Origin of the sequence: Crossiella sp. CA198 (assembly GCF_052078295.1) — a bacterium.
Lineage (GTDB): Bacteria > Actinomycetota > Actinomycetes > Mycobacteriales > Pseudonocardiaceae > Crossiella.
Genome location: NZ_JBQJIM010000010.1, coordinates 157,365 through 172,516 on the forward strand (window position 1 = coordinate 157,365; position 15,152 = coordinate 172,516).

Sequence of the window (15,152 nt, forward strand, 5' to 3'; positions counted from 1 at the left end):
TCAGGGTTTGGCGTCACCCTCCGGCTTGCCGTCCTTGTCCAGAAAACCCTCGACCTTGGTGCTGACATTCTCGATCTTGTCGGTGTACTTGCCACCGGTGACCTTGTCGATCCCGCTGGCCGCGGCGTCCACGCCCTTGGCGGCGAGTTCGCGCGCCTTGTCCCCCGCGGGGCTCTGCGCGAACTCGGCCGCCTTCTCCTTGGCCTGCTCAGCCAGCTCTTTCGCCTTGTCCAGGAAGCTCATGCCGCCATCGTGCCATCGGATCGGCGGATGTGCTCAGTTGCCTGGCCGGTCGTCAAACTTCGGGGTGACACCGGAGGCGGGCACCAGCTGCCAGCCTTCCAGGGCCTTGCGGACCTGTTCGGCGGCGTCGATGTTGAGCGGCCCGGAGGTCCACAGCGCGTAGGGCAGGTTGAGGAACCGGTTCTCCTTGACCGCGGGCAGCTCGTTGATCCCGGCTCGGGCCTTGAGCAGCGCGACCTTGTCCGCGTAACTCTGCGGCGGGTAGTCCACGAACAGGAACGCGTCCGGCCTGGCCGCGGCGACCCGTTCCCAGGAGACCTTGGTCCAGGTGTCGTCCACATCGGAGAGCGCGTTGCGGGCCCCGGCGTCGCTGATGATCGCCTCGGGCGCGCCGAAGCGGCCGCTGGAGTACACGCTGTCGGTGCCGCTGTCGAAGAGGAACACAGTGGGCGCCTTGGCTGGTGTGGGCGCCTCGCGCAGGGTTTTGAGCCGCGCGTCCAGATCGGCGGTGACCTTCTCCGCCGCTGTCGTGCGCCCGGTGATCTTGCCCAGGTTGGCCAGGTCCTCGCGCAGGGCCTGCCAGGGCTCGACCACCCCGCGGGCGGCCTTGCCGTCGCTCTGGCGGCAGCTCTCGGTGAGCACATAGGCGGCCACGTTCTGCTGACGCAGAGTGGCCGGGGTGAGCTGCTTCTCCTCGGCGTAGCCGTAACTCCAGCCCGCCACCATCACGTCCGGACGCTGGGCGAGCACGGTTTCCCTGGCCGGGTACTCGGGGGAGACCGAGTTGAGCTTGTCCACCACCGCGCCGTAGTGCCGGGTGAGGGTGGGGGCGTCCCGCTGCACGCTGGAGACCGCCGCGATCTGCTCCTGCGCGCCGAGGGCGAGGGTCATCGCGATCAGGTTGCCGTCGTTGACGAACAGCCGCTTGGCCGGCACGGGGAAGCTGACCGGGGTGCCGCAGTTGGTGATCGTGACGGTGCCCGCGGCGGACTGCGCGGCCGGGCCGCTGCCGCAGGCGGGCAGGGCGAGCAGCGCGATGGCGCCGATCAGCAGGGGGACGGGACGGCTCATGGACGCTCCAGGGTGGGGGTGAACAGCAGGTGCGGCCGCCCGGTGTCCGGGTGGGTGATCCGGGTGGCCCGGACCCCGAAGACCTCGTGCACCAGTCGCGGAGTCAGGGCTTCGGCCGGTGCGGCGGCCGGGCGGGCTTGGCCGTCGTGCAGGACGACCACGCGGTCGCAGACGTCGGCGGCCAGGTTGAGGTCGTGCAGGGCCAGCAGCACGGTCCGGTCCAGCCCGCGGACCAGGTCCAGGAGGTGCAGCTGGTGCCGGATGTCGAGGTGGTTGGTGGGTTCGTCCAGCACCAGCAGCGGCGCGTCCTGGGCGAGTCCGCGGGCGAGCAGAACCCGGCGCCGTTCACCGCCGGAAAGCTGCTCCACCGGCCGGTCCACCGCGTCCGCGAGGTCCACTGTAGACAGTGCTGTGTGGACTGCCTCGCGTTCCCGCCGGTCGCCGCCTGCCCAGGGCGCGCGGTGTGGGATGAGCCCGAGCGCGACGAGTTCGCCGACGAGCAGGTCGGCTGGCAGTTCCTCTTCCTGACCCACCATGGCGATCCGCCGCGCCCGTTGTCGTGCCGAGAACCCCGCCAGTGGCTGGCCGTCCAGGAGGATCTGCCCGGCCGCGGCCGGCCGGATCCCGGCCAGCACCCGCAGCAGGGTGGATTTGCCGCTGCCGTTGGGCCCGACAAAGCCCAGCACCTCACCGGGTTCGACGGCGAGATCGACCCCGCGCAGGATGGTCCGCCCGCCGATCGCGCAGTCCAGCCCCGTCGCCCGCAGCCTCATCCGTCGCTCCCGAACCGGTACCGCCGCCGCCCGAGCAGCAGCAGGAACACCGGCGCGCCGATCAGCCCGGTGACCACGCTCAACGGCACCTCCACCGGCCGGACCAGCACTCGCGCCGCCATGTCCACGCACAGCAGGAACAACGCCCCCGTCAGCGCCGCCACCGGCAGCATCGCCCGGTGCCGGGCCCCGACCAGCAGTCGCGCGATGTGCGGAATCACCAGTCCCACGAACCCGATCCCGCCGGAGATCGCCACCAGCACTCCGACGAGTACGGCCAGGCCCACGAACAACGAGTTCCGCAACACCCGCACCGGCACGCCCAGTGCCGCCGCGGTGTCCGGTCCCATGGCGAGGGCGTCCAGCCAGCCGCTCCCGGCCAGCAGCGACAGACCCAGCACCAGGACCACCGCCAGGGGCAGTCCGAGGCGGTCCCAGTCCGCGCCCGCCAGGCTGCCCAGCAGCCAGAACAGCACGGATTCGGCCGCTCCAGGCTGCGCACTGCGGAACACGAGATAGCTGGCGATGGCCGAGAACGCCGAGCCCAGCACGGTTCCGGTGAGCACCAACCGCAATGGGGTCAATCCGCCCTGGGCCGCCGCGATCGCGAACACGAGCGCCGCCGCCCCGAGCGCGCCGGCCAGTGCGCCGGCGGACAACGCCCACACCCCGGCCCCGGCGAACAACCCGGAGGTGATCACCGCGGTCGCCCCGACACCCGCGCCGGAGGAGACGCCGAGCAGATAGGGGTCGGCGAGCGGATTGCGCACCAGGGTCTGGATCGCCGCGCCCGCGATGGCCAGTCCGGCGCCGACGATCAGGGCGAGCAGACCGCGGGGGACGCGCAGGTTCCAGACGATGGTGTCGAAGGTGAGATCGGCGCCGGGGGAGCCGGTGAGCCGCGCGCCGAGCACGTCGAGTACCGCGCCGATGGGGAGTTGCTCAGCACCGACGGAGGCGGAGAAGGCGGTCGCGACCAGCAGCAACGCCGTCAGCGCGAGCAGAACCAGGCCGGTCAGGGAACGACGCACGGCGGGAAACCTCCCCGGGCTGACGCGGCCCGCTAGGTGGCGGTGTGGACGGCACGGGGTCTGGCTTCACAGTGGCGCGACCGCTCCGAAGGTGTCGGATTCCCGTTGCCGTCGACAAGGCGACCGCATCGTAGGCACAGGTGGGGTGGGGATCAAACTCAGCGGTTGATGGTGATGATGGTTTCAGTGACGAGTGAATCTGGACGGGTGGGACGACGAACGCAACCCTGGCAGGGAGAGGACCGCACAGAAGGGGCGGCACAGAAAGGGCGGTGCGGGGAGTGGGCGCTGCGGTGGCGTCCGGGGTTGCGGTCGTGCGGCGGGGAGAGGTGGCGCTGAGTCTCCGTGATGGGCCGGGTGGCGTCCGCGGTTGCGGTCGCGCGGCAGGCCAGAGGTGGCGCCGAGTTGGCCGTGGGCCGGGCGAGGAGTCGCGCTGGGGCCGGGTGGCGCGGCGGGCGGTAGCCCCAACCCTCGGGCATCGGCGCGAACAGATCCGCCCAAAATCATGATTGAGTCGATAATGTCAGTGTCGAGTGAAATTAATCCGGTCAAGCGCAAAAAAGCTAAACCTGCCGGAGAAGGGTCAAGCGGGCCAGGGCCTCGCGTGCGTGGCGGCGGTGCCCTGGCCGGGCTGGGTCAGGCGTTCTGTGGCGCAGGCTCCGGCAACACCGAACCCGTCTCCAGCAGCGTCTTTAGGTTGGCGATGATGTGCGCCCAGCCCTCGCTGATCATGCCGCGCAGCACCGAGTCCGGCGCGAACCCGTCATGGGTCACCGTCAGCTTCACCAGCTCGCCCAGTGCCTCGATGTCGAAGCTCGCCTTCGACCGCGGTTCCGCCGCCAGCTTCGCGCCCAGTTCCGGGTCCAGGCCGACGCTGGGTGCGAAGTCCGGGGTGAAGGTGTGCCAGGTGTAGGACAGCCTGCGGTGCGGGTCGGCCTCCAGGACCACCTGTTCCGGGTCGGTGTGCGACCACTCGCCCTGGGTCCAGGTGATGGTGGAGCCGGGGCGCCAGTCGGATTCCAGGGTGGCGCCCCAGTACCGCTGGGTGAAGGACGGGGTGGTCAGGGCCGCCCACAGCTGCTCGGGGGTGGTGCGGATGTAAGTGGTGTAGACGAAGGGGTCCATGGGTCCTTGCTCCAATGCGGTTTTCAGGTCAGCTAGGGCCTGGGCGCGGGGGCGGTGGTAGTGGGTGATCCAGCGGTCGGCGATGGCGTTGATCGGGGCGGCGTTGAGGTGGTGCAGCTTCTCCCTGCCGCGCCAGGTGGTGGTGATCAACTCGGCGTGTTCCAGCACCGTGAGGTGTTTGCTGACCGACTGGCGGGCCATGTCCAGTCCGGCGCACAGCTCCCGCAGGGTCTGCCCGTTCCGGCTGTTCAGGCTGTCCAGCAAGCGGCGGCGACTGGGATCGGCCAGTGCTTTGAACACCTCGTCCATCGGATCCTCTCGTACATGCAGCCGGTTGGCTGCCTGAACGATAGGCAGCCAACCGGCTGCATGTCAACCGGGTGCGGTGGCGCGGGTGGTCAGAACTTCTGGATGCGGTCCTTGAACAGGGTGGTGGCGATCTGCTTGGCGCGGGGCTGGCCCTTGAGGAAGGCGGTGGCGAACTTGGTCGCCTGGTCGTAGCTGACCTTGCCGGGCATCGGTGGCTCGTCCGGGTTGACGTCGACGTCGAGCAGGGCAGGGCCGTCGTGGGCCAGGGCCGCGCGCACCGCGTCGGGCAGCACCTCGGGTGCGGTGATCTTCGCGCCGTAGGCGCCGCAGGAGCGTGCCCAGCCGCTGAAGTCGGAGCGGGGCTCGCCGAAACGGACGCCGTGTTCGGGGTAGCCCAGCACCATCTGCTCCCACAGGATCTGGCCGAGGGAGCCGTTGTTGTTGATGATGACCTTGATCGGCAGGTTCAGCCGGACGGCGGTGAGGAACTCGCCCATCAGCATGGCGAAGCCGCCGTCGCCGATGAAGGCGATGACCTGCCGGTCCGGGTGGGCGTGTTGCACGGCCAGGGCGTAGGGCAGGCCACAGGCCATGGTGGCCAGGGTCGCGGAGAGGTAGAACTCGCGGGTGCCGCGGATGGTCCAGTGCCGGGCGGCCCAGGTGGTCACCGTGCCGGAGTCGCAGGTGAGGATGGCGTCGTCGGTGGCGAGGGTGTCCAGCAGGTGGGCCAGGTACTGGGGGGCGATGGGGGCGCGGTCCGGGTTCTCCATCGCGGCCAGCTCGCGTCGCCAGCTGTCCATTTTGGACTGATAGCGGCCGAGGTGGTCGTGTTCCTTTCGCGCCAGCAACGGGATCAGCCTGCGGAGTGATTCGCGGGCGTCGCCGACGACCGGGGCGGTGACGGGCAGGCGGACGCCGATGCGTTCGGGGAAGGTGTCGATCTGGGCGACCCGGACCTTGCCGGGGTCGGGCAGGTGGCGGGTGTAGGGGAAGTTGGTGCCGACCATGAGCAGGGTGTCGATGTCGTCGACGAGTTCGGCGCTGGGGGCGGTGCCGAGCAGGCCGAGGCCGCCGACGGTGTAGGGCGAGTCGTCGGGCAGGACCGCCTTGCCGGGCAGGGTTTTGAGCACCGGCGCGCCGAGGGCGTCGGCGACCTGGGCGACCTCGGGGCCCGCGCCGAGCGCGCCTGCGCCGACCAGGATGGCCGGGCGGGTGCCCGCGTTGAGCAGGTCGGCGGCGCTCTGGAGTTCCGCGGTGCCGGGGACGGGGCGGTGGATGGGGAAGATCGGCGCGCCGTGGTGCGGGATGCCGGGGGCGCCGTGGCCGTAGGGGTCGGCGTCGGCGGGGGCGATCTGCACGTCGTTGGGCAGGCACAGGTGGGCCACGCCGCGGCGGGCCAGTGCGGTGCGGACGGCGCCGTCGACGACGCCGGGGACCTGTTGTGGGTTGGTGATGAGCAGGTTGTACTCGGCGAGGTCGGCGTAGAGCGCGGTGAGGTCGACTTCCTGCTGGTAGCCGGAGCCGAGCAGGCCGGTCTCCTGTGCGCCGGTGATGGCCAGTACCGGGGCGTGGTCCAGTTTGGCGTCGTAGAGGCCGTTGAGCAGGTGGATGCCGCCGGGGCCGGAGGTGGCCAGGCAGACGCCGAGTCCGCCGGTGGCCTTGGCGTAGGCGGTGGCCATGAACGCGGCGGACTCCTCGTGCTGGACGAGGACGAAGCGCACCCGGTCGCGGTGTCTGCGCAGTCCCTCCATCAGGCCGTTGATGCCGTCGCCTGGCAGGCCGAACACGGTGTCCACGCCCCAGTCGGCGAGGCGGCCGATGAGGCGTTGCGCGCAGATGTCACCCATGTCGGTTGGCCTACCCGGTGTGTCCGGCCGGAAACGGGTTATCCCTCGGACATGACTCAGCGACCGCCGCATCCCGAGCCCGAGCGCACCACCGGCCTGGAACCCGGCGGTGGGGTGCCGCCGGGGGAGACGCCGCCGGCCGAGGGTGGGGTGTCGGGGTTGTCGCATCGGGAGCCGACGCCGTCGCGGGTGGCGGGCGGGGTGACCATCGCGGTGATCTCGGTGCTGACCCTGCTGGTGCTGGGGATGATCGTGATGCAGATCGCCGGGATCATCGAGGTGTTCTAGCGGGACTGGCCCTGCGGGGCAGGGGGCAGGCCCGTCGCGGGTCGAGCAGGGGGGTCCACAGATCGCCGTCGTCCTGGACGCGGTCGAGGGTGTCGGCCGGGGTGAAGCGGAGCTGGCCGGGTGTGGTGCAGTCCTCGACCTCGGCCCAGGTGACGGGCTGGGAGACGGTGGGTTCCGGCTGGGCGCGCAGCGAGTAGGGGGCGACGGTGGTTTTGGCCGGGTTGTTCTGGCTCCAGTCGATGAGCACCCGGCCGGTGCGTTCGGCCTTGGTCATCCGGTGCACGACCAGGTTGGGGAGTTGGGCGGCGAGTCGCTGGGCCACGGCCTTGGCGTAGGCGCTGGTGCGTTCGGGGGCGTTGACCCGTACCGGCACGTAGAGCTGGAGTCCTTTGCCGCCGCTGACCTTGGGGTAGGCGGTGAGGTCGTCCTCGGCGAGCACGGCGCGCAGGTGTTCGGCGACCCGGCAGCACAGCACCAGGTCGGCGGGCGGGCCAGGGTCGAGGTCGAAGACCAGGCGGTCCGGGGGCCGGATGCCGCCGCGGGGGCCGACTGTCCACTGTGGAACGTGCAGTTCGAGGGCGGCGAGGTTGGCCGCCCACATCAGGGTGGCCAGGTCGTCGAGCACCGGGAAGTGGACGCTGTCCCGGCCGCGGCTGCTGTTCGGGGTGGCCACCTCGGCGGTGCGTACCCAGTCGGGGGCGTGCCGGGAGACGTCTTTTTCGTAGAAGGATTCGCCGGTGACGCCGTCGGGGAAGCGGCGCAGGGTGGCCGGGCGGTCCTGGAGGTGTGGGAGCAGGACCGGGGCGATGTGCGCGTAGTAGTCGATGACCTCGGATTTGGTGGTGCGGTTGCCCGGGTAGAGCACCTTGTCCAGGTTGGTCAGGCGCACCTGGCGTTCCTCGACCGCGACCACGATGTTGTCGGTGCTCATTCGACCCGGGTACCCCGTTGGCGCGGGGCTACCGGAAAAAGTTCGCTGGGGCGTGTCGATATCGCCGGGGGCTGTTCGTCGTCATGGTGTACGCCAGCACCAGAACTGACGGGAGCACCACTGTGAAGTACATGCTGATGATCATGGCCGCGGACAAGGACGCGGACAACGGCTGCACGTTCGAGGACTGGGTGGCCTATGAAAAGGAGCTGAAGGACGCGGGGGTGTGGGTCAGCGGGCACGCCCTGGCCGACCTGGTGACGGCGACGACGGTGCAGGTCAGCGGGTCGGGGGAGCGGACGGTCACCGACGGTCCGTTCGCCGAGACCCGGGAGGTGCTCGGCGGCTACGACATCATCGACGTGCCCGATCTGGACGAGGCGCTGAAGTGGGCGGCGCGCTGCCCTGGGTCCTGGGGTGGTGGGGCGGTCGTGGTGCGGCCGGTCGCGGACTTCGGGAACTGATCGTCATGAGCGAGCAGGCGTCCTCCTCGGTCGAGTCGATCTTCCGGGAGGAGCACGGCAGGCTGCTGGCCTCGCTGGTGCGCCGTTTCGGTGATCTGGACCTGGCCGAGGAGGTCGCCGCGGAGGCGATCGAGGCGGCGCTGACGCACTGGCCCGTGGACGGGGTGCCGAACAAGCCGGGGGCGTGGTTGCTGACCACGGCCCGGCGCAAGGCGGTGGACCGGCTGCGGCGGGACCAGGCGTATGCGGCCCGGCTGGCCATCCTGCAGGTGGAGGCGGACCGGTCCGATCCGGCTCCGGCCGCCGATGTGGGTGGGGAGCTGCCGGATGACCGGTTGCAGTTGTTCTTCACCTGCGCGCACCCGGCGCTGCCCGCCGAGGATCGTGGCGCGCTGACGCTGCGTTGCCTGGCCGGGCTGACCACCCCAGAAGTGGCGCGGGCCTACCTGGTGCCCTCGGCGACGATGGCGCAGCGGATCGTGCGGGCGAAGAAGAAGATCCGGGAGGCGCGGATCCCGTTCCGGATGCCCGGCGCGGATGAGTTGCCCGCACGGCTGCCCGGGGTGCTGCAGGTGCTGTACTCGATCTTCACCGAGGGGTACGCGGCCAGTTCCGGGCCGCGGTTGCAGCGCCTGGACCTGGCCGAGGAGGCGATCCGCCTGGTGCGGATCCTGCACCGGCTGCTGCCAGCGGAGCGGGAGGTGACCGGGCTGCTCGCGTTGCTGCTGCTGACCCACGCCCGCCGGGCGGCGCGTACCGGTGGGCACGGCGAGCTGATGTTGCTGGCCGATCAGGACCGGTCGCGCTGGGACCGGGCGATGATCGCCGAAGGTGAGCCGCTGGTGGTCGCGGCGCTCTCGGGTGGTCCGCCGGGGCGGTACGGGGTGCAGGCCGCGATCGCCGCCCTGCACGATGAGGCCGCCGATGTCGCGAGCACGGACTGGCCGCAGATCGTGGCCCTCTACGACGTGCTGCTGACGATCATGCCGTCGCCGGTGGTGGCGTTGAACCGGGCGGCCGCGGTGGCCATGCGGGACGGCCCCGCCGCCGGTCTGGCCCTGCTCGATGAACTCGCCGGGGAGCCGAAACTCCGCGGCTACCACCTGTACCCGCTGGCCCGCGCGGACCTGCTGGAACGCCTGGGCCGCGACGAAGAGGCCGCCACCGCGTACCGGGAAGCCCTGGAGCTGGCGGGCACCGAACCTGAACGCGCGCACCTGCGCGACCGACTTGTCGCCCTGGAGGGGAACGACCATGGACCGTGACCGGATTCTGGACTGGACCACTCAGCAGCGCCTGCACCTGGCCGATTTCCTGGAGAGCCTGCCCGAATCGGAGTGGCAGGCCCGGTCGCTCTGTCCGGAGTGGACGGTCTACGAGGTGGCCGCGCACATGACGATCTCCACCCGGATGACCTTCGGCGGTCTGGCCAAGGCCGCGATCCGGGCGCGGGGCAGCTTCGACCGGATGGAGGCGACCCTGGCGATCGAGCGGGCGGCGCGGTTCAGTCCGGCGGAGTTGATCGCGCAGGTGCGGGAGCACGCGGGGTCGGCCAAGCGCACCCCCGGTTCGGGGCTGCTGGATCCGTTGACGGATGCGCTGGTGCACACCCAGGACATCGCGCGGCCGCTGGGTCGGGTGCGGGTGCTGCCGGTGGAGCCGACGGTCGCGGCCCTGGAACACGTCCTGAAGAGCGCGTTTTACGGTGCGCGCAAGCGGTTCCGCGGGATGCGCCTGGTGGCCACGGACGCCGAGTGGACCTCGGGGGAGGGCCCAGATGAGGTGCGCGGGCCGGTGGGGGAGTTGTTGTTGCTGGCGACCGGGCGGGCTGCGGGGCTGGCTGGTTTGTCCGGGGCGGGTGCGCGGCGGCTGGCCTCAGCCTTCGCCGAGGCGGGCAAGTAGCCAGGCGACCTGATTGTGCCGGTGCTGGGCCCGGTGCAGGACAAGGGATTCGCGCCAGGCGGTGGCCGCCTGCTCGGTTTGGCCGAGGGCGGTGTGCGCACTGCCGAGGCGGCGCAGGATGTCGGCCTGTTCGTAGGCGTCGCCGAGTTCCCGGTACTGGGTCAGGGCCTGGTGCAGGTAGTCGATGGCGTCGTGGTGGCGGCCCAGTCTGAGCGCGATGCTGCCGAGGCTGTGCAGGGCGCCTGCTTCGCCGTCCCGGTAGTGGTGGACGCGGGAGAGTTCCAGGGCGGTGGTGAAGTAGTCGACGGCCTTGAGTTCCAGGCCGAGGTTGACCAGGTGCCAGCCGTAGCCCTTGAGTGCCTTTGCCCGCCACTCCGGCGCGCCGAGCTGCTCGAAGGCGTCCAGGGCGTAAGTGGCGGCCTCCAGGGCCTGCTGGTGATCACCGAGGGCCTGCCAGGCGAGGGCGAGCGCGCGCTGGGCGTGCGCCTGCCCAGCCAGGTCGCCGGATTCGGTGGCCAGCTCGACCGCGCGGCGCAGGCAGTCGAGTGCTTGCTGGGGGTGGCCGAGGCGCAGGCTGGCGCGGCCGAGCAGCCGGAGTGCGGTGTAGCGGGCTTCAGGGTGATCGAGGTAGTCGGCGGCGACCAGGCCAAGGCCCCAGGTCATGAGGTGGAGGGCCTGGTGGCCGCGGCGTTGCTGGTAGGTGGTCAGGGCCCAGGCGAGTTGCCAGGTCAGCAGCGGGTTGTCGTCGAGTCGCAGGGTGGCGAACAGGGCTTCGTGTTCGGCGTCGAACCAGGCCAGGGCCGCTTGTTCGTCGGGGAGTTCCAGTGGTGGGGTGCGGGGTGGGCCGGGTGGCAGGGGGAGCTGGTGCAGCTGGTCGAGGTGGTGGTGGGCGGCCAGGGCGGTGTGCAGGTAGAAGTCGGTGAGGCCGCCCAGGTCCCGGTCGGTGGCCACGGTGGTGGCGAAGTTGCGGACCAGGTCGTGCATGCGCCAGCGGTTGTTGGCGTCCCGGTGCACCAGGGATGCCTGTTCCAGGGTGCGCAGGGTGCGGCGGGTGTCGGGGGAACCGGTCAGGGCGGTGGCGGCGGACAGGCTGATGTCGGGGCCGGGGGCGATGCCGAGCAGGCCGAAGACGCGGGCCGCTTCGGTGCCCAGTGCGCGGTGGGACCAGGACAGCACGGCGGTGACGCTGGCGGTCGGGTCGTCTTCGTCCAGGCCGGTGTCGCGGAGTTCGGCGATGACCTCGGACAGCGGCAGGTGGGGTTGGGTGCGGGCGCGTCCGGCGACGATGTTGAGGGCCAGGGGCAGTCCGCCGCAGAGTTCGCCGAGTTCGCGTAGGTCGGCTGGGTCGGCGGGGCCAAGTCTGGTGGCGAGCAGTTCGTGCGCGTCCGGCCGGGGCAGCACGTCCAGGGCGACGTGCTGGGCGCCGTGTGCGCCGATCAGGCCGGGCAGGTGGTTGCGGCTGGTGACCAGGACGGTGCAGGTCGGGCTGCCCGGGAGCAGCGGGAGGACCTGGGCGGTGTCCACGGCGTTGTCCAGGATGATCAGCAGGCGTTTGCCCGCGACCAGGCTGCGGTAGTGCGCGAACGGGTCGGCCGGTTGGTGGGCCGGGTCCTGGCCGAGGGCGTCCAGGAAACCGCGGACCGCGGTGGCGGGGGTGAGGGGTTCGCTGTCGGGGCTGAAGCCGCGCAGGTCGACGAAGAGCTGCCCGTCCGGGAAGTCCGTGATCCGCTGGTGTGCCCAGTGCAGGGCGAGTGCGGTTTTGCCGATGCCGCCGGTTCCGGCCAGTGCGGTGATGGCCACGGTCGCGTTGCCGCCCAAGGCGTTGGTGAGGGCGGAGAGTTCCGGGGCGCGGCCGACGAAGGCGGTGGGCGCGGGTGGGAGTTGGCGGGGGATCGGCGGTGGGGTGGCGCCCAGGTGGATGTCGCCGGTGATCGAGGCGGCCTGGATCAGGTGGCCGCCGACCGAGCCCGCGTTGTCATTACTGTGCGTCACGCGGATTGACTGTAGTGGGTCGGCGGAACAGTGCGGTCCACAGGAAGGATTCGCCGAAACGGGGGGAGTCGGCGGGTTCCTCGTGCATGCGGCGCAGTTCGACCTCGGTGAGATCGGCGAAGATCCAGCGCAGGGACTCCGGGGTGAAGGCGAGTCCGCCGCCGAGGCCGCCCTGGTGGTACAGCTCGGTGTCGGACAGCTCCGAACCCATCGCGCCGGAAGCGAAACAGGTCAGCGCGAAGTGTCCGCCGGGGGCCAGTAGCCGGTCGAGCAGGGCGAGGTAGCTGATCCGGCGGTGCGGTGGCAGGTGGTGCAGGCAGCCGGAGTCGTAGATCAGCTCGTAGGGGCCGGTCAGGTCGGCGGAGAAGGCGTCCCCGCAGCGGAAGTCGATCTCGACCTCGGCTGCGCGGGCCCGGTCGCGGGCCCAGTCCAGGGCAGTGCGGGAGAGGTCGATGGCGTCCACGGTGAAGCCCGCGGCGGCCAGGTGCACGGCGTTGCGGCCCGGTCCGCAGCCCAGGTCCAGGGCCCGGCCGGGGGTGATCAGCCCGCGGTCGAGGTAGGAGACCAGGTTCTCATCCGGTGTGGCCGCGAAGAACGGCACCGGCTTGTCCCGGTCGGCGTAGAAGCCGTCCCACCAGGCCGAGCCGGCGTCGCTGGTCCAGCGGTCGGCCTCGCGGGTGAACAGGCCGTCCAGCAGTCGCAGCACATCGTCCACATCGCGCATGTCCCGGTCCATCCGGATCCCCCTTTCCGCAGGTCAATCCTAGTCCAGTGGGTCCGGTGCGGCGATGTCGGCCGGGTCGCGATCCGGGCGCAGGCCGCGCCAGGACGGGGTGCGCAACCGGCCGTCCCTGGTCCACTCGCGGAAGGTCACCTCGCCCACCACGGACGGGGTGACCCAGTGCGTGGCGCGGGAGCGGTCGGCCGGGATGGCGCCGGTGAACGGGGAGTTGTCGCTGGCCAGTGCGGTGAGCTGGCGGGTGAGCAGTTGCAGCATCTCCTGGGTGAAGCCGGTGCCGACCTGGCCGATGTAGCGCAGCCCGGTGCCGGTGGGCACGCCGAGCATGAGCGAGCCGACCAGGCCTTCGCGGCGGCCGTGGCCGGTGCGCCAGCCGCCGACGACCACCTCCTGGTTGCGCAGGTCGGTCACCTTCACCCAGCCCGGGCTGCGGCGGCCGGGGTGGTAGCGGGCGGAGAGTCGTTTGGCCACCACGCCTTCCAGGCCGGCGTCCTGGGCGGCGCGCAGCACCGCGGCACCGGCGCCGGGGTAGGCCGGCGGGGTCAGCCAGCGGGGGCCGGAGAGGGCGAGTTCGTCGAGCAGGCGGCGGCGTTCGGCGTACCGTAGGTCCATTGTGGACCCTCCGTCCAGGTGCAGCAGGTCGAAGACCAGGTAGTGCACTGGCTGGGACTCGGTGAGGCGGCGGATCGCGGTGGCCTCGCGGACGTGCATGCGGCGTTGCAGGGCGGCGAAGCTGGGTTTGCCGTCCTGGAAGGCGACCAGTTCGCCGTCCAGGAGGGCCTGGGTGCTGCCGAGTTGCTCGCCGAGGCCCCGGATCTCCGGGTAGACCGCGGTGATCTCGCCGCCGTTGCGGGAGAACAGGCTGAGGCGACCGCCTTCCACCCGGGCGATCGCGCGCACCCCGTCCCATTTGAACTCATAGGACCACTGCTCGTCCTCTTCGGTGGGCGGCAGGGTGCCGGGGGTGGCCAGCATGGGTGCGACCGCCTCGGGCAGCGGGGTCCAGGTGGGGTCGGCCGGGCCGTCCAGGCGGTGCAGCACCCAGTTCTCGCCCTTGCGGGAGAACAGGAATCGGCCGTCGGCCCGGTCGCCGTGCAGCACGATCTCGACCCGGGACCTGGTCCACTGGAGGGTTTCGTAGTGGCCGGTGTCCCAGATGGTCATGGTGCCCGCGCCGTACTCGCCGCGCGGGATCCGCCCGGCGAAGGTGGCGTAGGCCAGTGGGTGGTCCTCGGTGCGGATGGCCAGGCGGGGCACGCCGGGTTCGGCAGGCAGGCCCTTGGGCACCGCCCAGGACACCAGGACCCCGCCGCGTTCCAGCCGGATGTCCCAGTGCAGGCGGCTGGCGTGGTGTTCCTGGATGACGAAGGTGTCGTCGTGCCCGCTGGGCAGTGGACCGGGTCCGGGCACCGGTTCGGGGGTGCGGGTGGCGTCCCGTTTGCGCCGGTACTCGGTGAGGTCGCCCATCGGCTAGGCGGATCGCTTGGGGCTGCGTGGTTTCGCGGCGGTGGACTTGGTGCTGCTCGCGCTGCCGGACTTCGTGGCGCTGCTGGACTTCGTGGTGGTGCGGGTCCGGGTGGTCTTCTTGGCGGCGGGCTTGGCGCGGCTGGTGGTCTTGCGTTTGCCGCCCGCGGCTTCCACGCTGCGTTGCAGGGCGCTCATCAGGTCCACGACCTCGGCCTGCTTGTCCGGCTTGCCCGCCCGCGGCGGTGTGGCGCCCTCGGCGCGGGCCTCGATCAGCTCCTGCAGCGCCACCCGGTAGTCGTCGGTGAACTCCTCGGGGTGGAAGTCCCCGGACATGCTCTCCACCAGCGAGCCCGCCATCTGCAGTTCCTGGCGCCGCACCTCGGTGTCCTCGTGCAGGAACGGGAATTCCGGCACCCGGACCTCATCCGGCCACATCATGGTGTGCAGCACCAGGACGTCCTCGCGGGCGCGCAGCATGGCCAGGGTTTCCCGCTGCCGCAGGGTGATCTTGACGACCGCGAGCCGGCCTGCCTGCTCCAGTGCGGTGCGCAGCAGCACGTAGGGGCGGACCGCGGCCTTGTCCGGTTCCAGGTAGTAGCTCTTCTGGAAGAAGATCGGGTCGATCTGCTCGGCGGAGACGAATTCCAGCACCTCGATGGCCCGGTCGGTGGTGATGGGCAGCGACTCGAAGTCCTGTTTGCTCAGCGTGACCAGGCGGCCGTCTTCCAGTTCGTAGCCGCGGTCGATGTCGGCGTAGTCGATCTCCTTGCCGCAGGCCGAGCAGACCCGCTTGTACCGGATGCGGCCGCCGTCCTCGCGGTGCACCTGGTGGAACCGGAAATCGTGCTCCTCGGTGGCCGCGTACAGCTTCACCGCGATGGTGACCAGCCCGAAGGAGATCGCACCCCGCCACATCGCTCTCATACCCGCGGGTTTACCCAGACAGGCGCTTGTGTACACCGGTTTCGCC

General features: G+C 71.0%; 15 protein-coding genes. 4 read left to right on the top strand and 11 right to left on the bottom strand.

The features are described from left to right. The 6 genes from ACTOWY_RS18395 to ACTOWY_RS18420 all read right to left on the bottom strand — a co-directional run bounded on the left by ACTOWY_RS18395 (position 1) and on the right by ACTOWY_RS18420 (position 6,399). The gene (locus tag ACTOWY_RS18395; RefSeq protein ID WP_441310861.1) at positions 1-243 is read right to left on the bottom strand and encodes an Rv0909 family putative TA system antitoxin; all 243 of its coding nucleotides are present in this window, start codon (positions 241-243) and stop codon (positions 1-3) included. A 33-nt stretch (positions 244-276) separates the two neighbouring features. Further along, a complete protein-coding gene (locus ACTOWY_RS18400; RefSeq protein ID WP_441310862.1) occupies positions 277-1,314 on the bottom strand; it encodes an ABC transporter substrate-binding protein in 1,038 nt (345 codons plus the stop codon). Then, complete coding sequence (locus ACTOWY_RS18405) at positions 1,311-2,087, bottom strand: ABC transporter ATP-binding protein (RefSeq protein ID WP_441310863.1); 777 nt, start codon at positions 2,085-2,087, stop codon at positions 1,311-1,313. Before ACTOWY_RS18405 ends, ACTOWY_RS18400 begins: the two co-directional genes overlap by 4 nt. Further along, complete coding sequence (locus ACTOWY_RS18410; RefSeq protein ID WP_441310864.1) at positions 2,084-3,118, bottom strand: FecCD family ABC transporter permease; 1,035 nt, start codon at positions 3,116-3,118, stop codon at positions 2,084-2,086. Before ACTOWY_RS18410 ends, ACTOWY_RS18405 begins: the two co-directional genes overlap by 4 nt. A gap of 636 nt (positions 3,119-3,754) precedes the next feature. Further along, the gene (locus ACTOWY_RS18415) at positions 3,755-4,552 is read right to left on the bottom strand and encodes an ArsR/SmtB family transcription factor (RefSeq protein ID WP_441310865.1); all 798 of its coding nucleotides are present in this window, start codon (positions 4,550-4,552) and stop codon (positions 3,755-3,757) included. Positions 4,553-4,641: 89 nt separating this feature from the next. Further along, positions 4,642-6,399 carry a thiamine pyrophosphate-dependent enzyme gene (locus tag ACTOWY_RS18420; RefSeq protein ID WP_441310866.1) on the bottom strand — a complete coding sequence of 586 codons (1,758 nt, stop codon included), beginning with the start codon at positions 6,397-6,399 and terminating at the stop codon, positions 4,642-4,644. Between the two features lie 51 nt (positions 6,400-6,450). Here ACTOWY_RS18420 and ACTOWY_RS18425 point away from each other — a divergent pair, with 51 nt between their 5' ends. Then, entirely contained in the window at positions 6,451-6,687 is a 237-nt protein-coding gene (locus ACTOWY_RS18425) for a DUF6480 family protein (protein WP_441310867.1), read from the top strand. Here ACTOWY_RS18425 and ligD (ACTOWY_RS18430) read toward each other — a convergent pair. After that, on the bottom strand, positions 6,671-7,618 hold the full coding sequence (ligD, locus tag ACTOWY_RS18430; RefSeq protein ID WP_441310868.1) for a non-homologous end-joining DNA ligase: 948 nt from the start codon (positions 7,616-7,618) through the stop codon (positions 6,671-6,673). The two genes, ACTOWY_RS18425 and ligD (ACTOWY_RS18430), sit on opposite strands and share 17 nt — an antisense overlap. A gap of 122 nt (positions 7,619-7,740) precedes the next feature. Between ligD (ACTOWY_RS18430) and ACTOWY_RS18435 the strand changes: the two genes are divergently transcribed. The 3 genes from ACTOWY_RS18435 to ACTOWY_RS18445 are packed head-to-tail and all read left to right on the top strand — an operon-like array spanning position 7,741 to position 9,984. Continuing rightward, the gene (locus tag ACTOWY_RS18435) at positions 7,741-8,082 is read left to right on the top strand and encodes a YciI family protein (protein WP_441310869.1); all 342 of its coding nucleotides are present in this window, start codon (positions 7,741-7,743) and stop codon (positions 8,080-8,082) included. Between the two features lie 5 nt (positions 8,083-8,087). Next, positions 8,088-9,347 (top strand): RNA polymerase sigma factor, encoded by a 1,260-nt coding sequence (locus tag ACTOWY_RS18440; RefSeq protein WP_441310870.1) that lies wholly within the window; start codon positions 8,088-8,090, stop codon positions 9,345-9,347. Further along, a complete protein-coding gene (locus ACTOWY_RS18445) occupies positions 9,337-9,984 on the top strand; it encodes a maleylpyruvate isomerase family mycothiol-dependent enzyme (RefSeq protein ID WP_441310871.1) in 648 nt (215 codons plus the stop codon). Before ACTOWY_RS18440 ends, ACTOWY_RS18445 begins: the two co-directional genes overlap by 11 nt. On the opposite strand, the gene ACTOWY_RS18450 is transcribed toward ACTOWY_RS18445, so the two are convergent. From ACTOWY_RS18450 to ku, 4 genes are read right to left on the bottom strand one after another with little or no spacing between them, the layout of a single operon-like run. Continuing rightward, on the bottom strand, positions 9,958-11,976 hold the full coding sequence (locus tag ACTOWY_RS18450; protein ID WP_441310872.1) for an ATP-binding protein: 2,019 nt from the start codon (positions 11,974-11,976) through the stop codon (positions 9,958-9,960). The two genes, ACTOWY_RS18445 and ACTOWY_RS18450, sit on opposite strands and share 27 nt — an antisense overlap. Continuing rightward, a complete protein-coding gene (locus ACTOWY_RS18455) occupies positions 11,963-12,712 on the bottom strand; it encodes a class I SAM-dependent methyltransferase (RefSeq protein WP_441310873.1) in 750 nt (249 codons plus the stop codon). The genes ACTOWY_RS18450 and ACTOWY_RS18455 overlap by 14 nt, the downstream gene beginning before the upstream one ends. Before the next feature lie 27 nt (positions 12,713-12,739). Continuing rightward, entirely contained in the window at positions 12,740-14,182 is a 1,443-nt protein-coding gene (ligD, locus tag ACTOWY_RS18460) for a non-homologous end-joining DNA ligase (RefSeq protein WP_441310874.1), read from the bottom strand. Positions 14,183-14,185: 3 nt separating this feature from the next. Next, positions 14,186-15,106: a non-homologous end joining protein Ku gene (gene ku / locus ACTOWY_RS18465; protein ID WP_441310875.1), complete on the bottom strand. Its 921-nt coding sequence runs from the start codon at positions 15,104-15,106 to the stop codon at positions 14,186-14,188. Between the last annotated feature and the right edge of the window lie 46 nt (positions 15,107-15,152).